Genomic DNA, 5,711 nt, shown 5'->3' on the forward strand with positions numbered 1-5,711 from the left:
AGCGCATCCACTAAGTTACTAACAGGTGTATACCAATGGCTTTCTGGTACTGGATTATTAACAGAATTTGTCAAAGTTGCCAAGTCATTTGAATCATATACATAGTTTTCCCAAGATGTTGGGATAAAATCATCCGGTGTATTCAGGGAATTAGGAATTCCGAATATAACTCGTTGCTCACTATTGTCAGGATTTACTGTTCGAACGACTCGTTCCATTACATCGTAAAATATCCTCATCTTCACCCCTAACTGAGGATTCATTATTCCTCCAATAGCACTTAGTTGAGGAAGGCTATAATCGAAGCCTTTATCAAAAAATGGTTCATATTGTTCAATCAATTTTCCTTTATTATTGTAAATACCCCAACCACTTACAACGACATTTAAGGGTGCGTTTTCATCCCATTCAACTCCTACAGCTGGGGAATTTACTACATTTTGGTCTACTGACAGCCCAGAACTTCCGAAGGTCTGATTTCCAAAAATCACGTCTTCTGCCTGAGAACGAGTTTGTAATAGACGACCGAAGCCATCACTATATTCTACTTTAACGATAGTAGCACTATCCGGATTTTGTTGATAGTGTTCTTCTCTTGTAGTTGTTCTTACCCAAATGGGATTGGCATCATTTCTAAAAGAAAAAAAGTCATATTCCATTTGTAACGAAGGAACATAACGCTGATAAAAATCCCCTGAATTACTCTTGTAGTCACCTTCAGTACCTTTACCAATTAAAGCTATAGCTTTAAGAAACCCAAGAGGTGAAAAATCAAAAACTGAACTATTATTATTCTGATCCTCTATTTTATTCACTTGAAGTACCCGATAATCATATTCTGCTATTGTATCCAGATAATCGGTCGAATTCAGCCATTGTTTTGTGTTTATTGGAAGAAAGTGATACGAATCATATTCAATGGTTGAGCGATTATCAAAAACGTTTTTAATTTCCAAAACTAATCCAACAGGACGCTCTATTCCACTATCCTGCCAATCATATTTGGCACGTTCGCTTTCTGTATACCAGCCCACTTCATGGTTTGGAAATCCGGATCTTTGGTCTTTATACCCCAATCTTTCATCCCCATTTTGCAATAATCCTTCAAACGCAGCGGGGTAACCGTTTGAACTACTCCAATCCGGATTATCTTTAAAGCATTCAGGAGTCTCAGCTCCATAAGCAGATTCTATGATCTCATCTGTTAATACCAATGATTCACTTCTCACAGGTAAGCCGTAATTTCCGATTTGCCCGTAAGGCAAACCTTCAAAGGCTTCTCCGTCATAAAAATTCAGGGAGCAGCCAATGACTGGAAGTGTATTACTGCTGAAAACAAAATCTTTGTACGCAAAAACATTCAGGTTCGTAGCAGGTTTGGTGGCGTCGTATGAAGTCGACTTTTTTACCCGGTTGGCCATGTATTGACCGTTTGGAATGTCTTTATAAATGAACTCGCTGATGCCGTAAGTACCTAGATAGTCTTCATTTCCGCCTCCAAGTGGAGTTGCTCCGCGTGGAAGTCCCGCATTTAATTGTCCTCCCGGATTTCCATAAGCATCGTAATCTTTCGTGAAGGTAAATTGGTGCATCGGATCGTTTCCTCTTTCATATTGGCTGGTCCTTCCTGCCAGACTGAAAGGGAAAAACACATACATTTCTCCGGATTGCAGGACTGAAGTCGTCGGATCGAATTCTGTCCGAATTCCCATCAAACTTTCTGTAATGGTGTATGGAATGTTTTCTAGGGTCGATCCGTCGCGACCATAGAGTTCGGATCTCAATAAAGTTCCTCTCAATGTCCGTATGGCATCTCGTCTAGCTTTTCTCGGCAAAGAACTCAATAGGTTTTTAGTCTCAATGGTTCGTTGGAGAACATTAATATCTCCCTGCCAATATTGATACAAAAAATCCAATTCTTCCCAGCGCGTATAGTCCGGGCCAACCGGCCCCAAATGAAACCAGCTTTTGGTTTCTACCGGCGGAGAATAATATTCGGCTGTCAGGTTTCCGGGACTGTTTAAGTTACTATCTGTTTCTTCTGATGAAGAAGCAGTAAAACGTTCATATGATTCGGTATCCCGGGAGTCAACCTGGGCAAAGCCTCTGAATTCTCGTTCTGCTCCGTCCCAATAACCATTGTGATAGGAATACTCGGTTATCAATTTCCCACCCGAGAGCAAGTCGTGAACTTCTGTTCTGTTTACTACTTGTACCGGAAATGGTAATTGTGTTTTCCAACGTGTTAGCGGATCTTGATCATCACGCAGGAAGTGTTCGATCGAAGAACCATATTCCACACGGGTAACACTTCCCATGTTATTATTCATTTCTTCCAATAAGTATGGTTTATTTCCTGCGGTAAAATCCAGGAAAAACATGCGTCCTTTTGTTCCGGTTGTTACGATCTGACTCCATACTATCCCGGCTTGTCCTGTTCCCATAATATCAGCTAGACGCAAACTTTCTACCTGGTGTACAGCCGGAGTTCCCATAATTATGACTCCTTCTGAAAATCCATTTCCACTTTGATTTACATACAGTGTAACCCGGTTATTCTCTACAAAAGCAATATCTGCCTGACCGCCACCATCCAAATCTCCTAATAGGATTTGCTTCGGATTAAACTGCTCCGGAAAGCGTGGCGCATTCGTCATATTTACCAGTTGACCGAAGCGTCCGTATCCCAGATTTGGCCAGTACTGCACTCTTCCGGAAGAAATCAGCACAATATCTTGCAAACCGTCGCCAGTCATGTCTGCAAAACGGATTCGCGAGTCTGCAAAACTAAAATTGGCAAAGGTTTTGTCTGCAAGACGCAATTGGTCAAAACCTTTTTCAGGATTGTTCAGGAAGCATTCAAATTTGGCCCCGTTGCGCAATACATCCGTAATACCATCACCATCCAAGTCCATGAATTGAACTTCGGGATCTGCTAAACTGAAAGACGGTTTTTTGGAATAAGAACGGTAATTCTTTTTATCCCACACATCATTGAAACTTCCGGAAAAGTAACCGGCCTGAGTGCCATTAACCACCAATAAATCACTTCGTCCGTCTCCGTTGGCATCAATTAACTGAACACCTGCATTTCCCAATTGGATGGAAGGAGAAACCGGGATTGTTTTAGGAGAAGCAAAAACACCCTTTCCTTTATTAGGCCAATACCGCGATCCTGTTCCATCCATTTGCAGCAAATCCGGAAGTCCGTTTCCGGTTACATCCGCCAATTCATAGCCTGGTTGGGCCAATGAAAGAGAAGGAATAGGTCCTTTGATCTCATCCAATCCGCGAATAGAAGGTTTGAAAGTCGAATAACCGAACTCCAATGGTGGCATCCATTCACTTTCCTCTCCTTTGTGCCCTTCCACACTTACATCTTTCAATAAGGAAACGCCGTTTAATGGTAAGTCTTCCAAATAATTAAAATGATAAGTTTTCACCTTACGGGTTTCATCAGCATGGGTGTAAGTCGAAACGGCTTTACAGCGCTTGGTGGTACGAATCTCAAAACCTTGCCTGTAAACCGAAAAAGAATCCGGGCGCTCTTCGTATACAAAACGGACTTCACAGAGGTGTTTTTTCTCGTCTCCGTCAAAATATTGATTGTATTTGATGGAAGAAAGGTATAACTGGTCGGAGCTATGCGGTTGTGCTTTGCTATCGGAAATGAGTAGTTCCCGTTCGTATTCATAAACAACTTCATTTCCAAAAGGATCGACGGTTTTACTTAATGTCCATCCAAAAATGGCATTTCGATTTTCAGGATTCGCGATTACAAATGAAGTTTCATTGAAGGGAATATCCGGACTTCCGTAATAAGTGATCAAACCATCTTTGCTTCTTACTTCCCAATAGTTCTGTCCATTGCTCTTTTTATGATGAACGATCCGTGCAAACAACCCCTCTGTTCGGGGGCGATAAAATGTACGTTCCCAACTAATTGAAGTTCCTTCTTCTTCAACGGTTTCTTTTTCCTTTTTCACAGGAACCAGATCCTCCGCCCCCGACAGGATGAAGACATCTTTACTATCATCATAGATAGGAATCCCTTTACTTGTTTTCCTTGTGACACCTGGAATACCCAATGCCCAACCCATTCCAAAGACACCATTTCCATTTCCGGTACTATATCCTAACGATAAATTTGGCTGCATGCCATTCCTGCCGGCAGGAACAGCAATGGGAACACTGAAATTTCCAGTTCCGGTAAATAGATCAGGAGAGAATTTTTCTCCCAAGCCGCTTTGAGCTCCCCCGCCCGAGGGAGCTACGATTGCTGAAGTACCTTTGGTGTTTGACATGGTGTAATGTGTTTAGTGGTTATTTTATCCTGTACGGGTCTTTTATTACTCCTTTATTAAGATTATCAATACTCTTTCATGATTCGTTGCCAGTGAGTTAGCAGTCATCTCCATCAACTTGTAACCCTTTTCCAACCAATAATCCACTTCCTTTTTTACGGATACAAAGAAATCTTCTTCTTTACCTTTTAATAGTTTGTTCTCTACTTCATAATCCGGTTTTATAATTTGAATTTCATATTTTGATCCGGTAGTATAAGTTTTCGCCGAAATTATTACTGTAGATTTATCTTGTGCATCCACATTTGACATTCCCAAGAACAACATTGTCATCACCAATGTGATCATCTTTAATTTTTTCATATGATTTCTTTTTTGATCCTTAATTTAAAATATTACAATGGATAAGTGGGCAAATCAGCTTTACAACTCACCAATAACAAAATATCCGTCACATTTTCCCGGCTAAACAACTCTCGATTCAGTGGAGTATTATTGGCAAAAGCCAAACGCAATTTCACAAAAGGTGTAGCCGGGCTTTGAGTATTCAATGCACTAGATAGTGCATTGGCACTAAAGGTTCCGTTTACAGTTATCCCATCCATTGGTTGGGAATTGACATTTGGAGTTACCAAACTGAAATCTGCAACGGAGATCTCATCTGTAAACCCATCTTTACGTACAAAGTGTAACAAAAGATTAGATCCATCCAAGCGAATATTATCCACTCCATTAGGGAACATCTCCTGTTTCAGTTCTATTTCAGCGGAGAAAACATCATTTCCTTCCTGAGCTTGAGCCAATTCATACCATTGATCCGGGAAGTCATTCTTGAATGAGAACCCTCTGCTGAATCCAAGCGTGTTGTCGATATCTTGTAACACCTGGAAGCGGTATTGGAAACTATCCAATGCAGTATACTCCATTTCTATTACCACATCTGCAATCTGGCTGAAATCCATACGATTGGAGAAACGTGGCATTTTAAACTCCCAACGTGATTCAATTCCCATTCCTTCAAATGGATTGAGGAATTCATTCTGCATGGGTTGTAATTCGAATATACCTGTGGCACGGGAAGCACCGGTTAGTGCCACCTGATCAGATTCCATTCTTCTGATAGGAATTCGTTGGAAGGTATTGTTTGATTCGATTACCGTGTAAGAGGTTGTTCCGGCGGTTAAGGTTGCTTTGATGTTATCGTAAACAGGTATCAAACCAATCACGGAAACTTTCACTCCATTTACTAAACGCAAGTAATGGCCCGGAAAGTCATAATCGAATAAACGGTTCGTCAGATCAAAGTTCAACACACCGGTTTCACGGAAGGTCTGGAAAGCATCCGGGAAATTTTGTCCCAATGAAATGATTTTGGTCATTTGTAACTTACGTTTGGTCGTATCAAAA

General features: G+C 41.0%; 2 protein-coding genes and 1 pseudogene. All 3 read right to left on the reverse strand.

Annotation, left to right across the window (positions count from 1 at the left end; all coding sequences use genetic code 11):
- On the reverse strand, nt 1–4,304 hold a 4,304-nt coding region (locus Q1V93_RS11465), incomplete at its 3' end, for a SpvB/TcaC N-terminal domain-containing protein (RefSeq protein WP_300664819.1).
- A gap of 45 nt (nt 4,305–4,349) precedes the next feature.
- Nucleotides 4,350–4,667, reverse strand: coding sequence for a hypothetical protein (locus tag Q1V93_RS11470; protein WP_300664821.1), 318 nt, complete (start codon nt 4,665–4,667; stop codon nt 4,350–4,352).
- 32 nt (nt 4,668–4,699) lie between these two features.
- Nucleotides 4,700–5,711 (reverse strand): annotated as a pseudogene (locus Q1V93_RS11475) (hypothetical protein); the annotation flags it as partial.

Origin of the sequence: Fluviicola sp., assembly GCF_030151805.1 — a bacterium.
GTDB lineage: Bacteria > Bacteroidota > Bacteroidia > Flavobacteriales_D > Crocinitomicaceae > Fluviicola.

Excerpts from the sequence above, each read along its gene's own strand:
- Q1V93_RS11470 (WP_300664821.1), bottom strand. The coding sequence starts at position 4,667 with ATGAAAAAATTAAAGATGATCACATTGGTGATGACAATGTTGTTCTTG.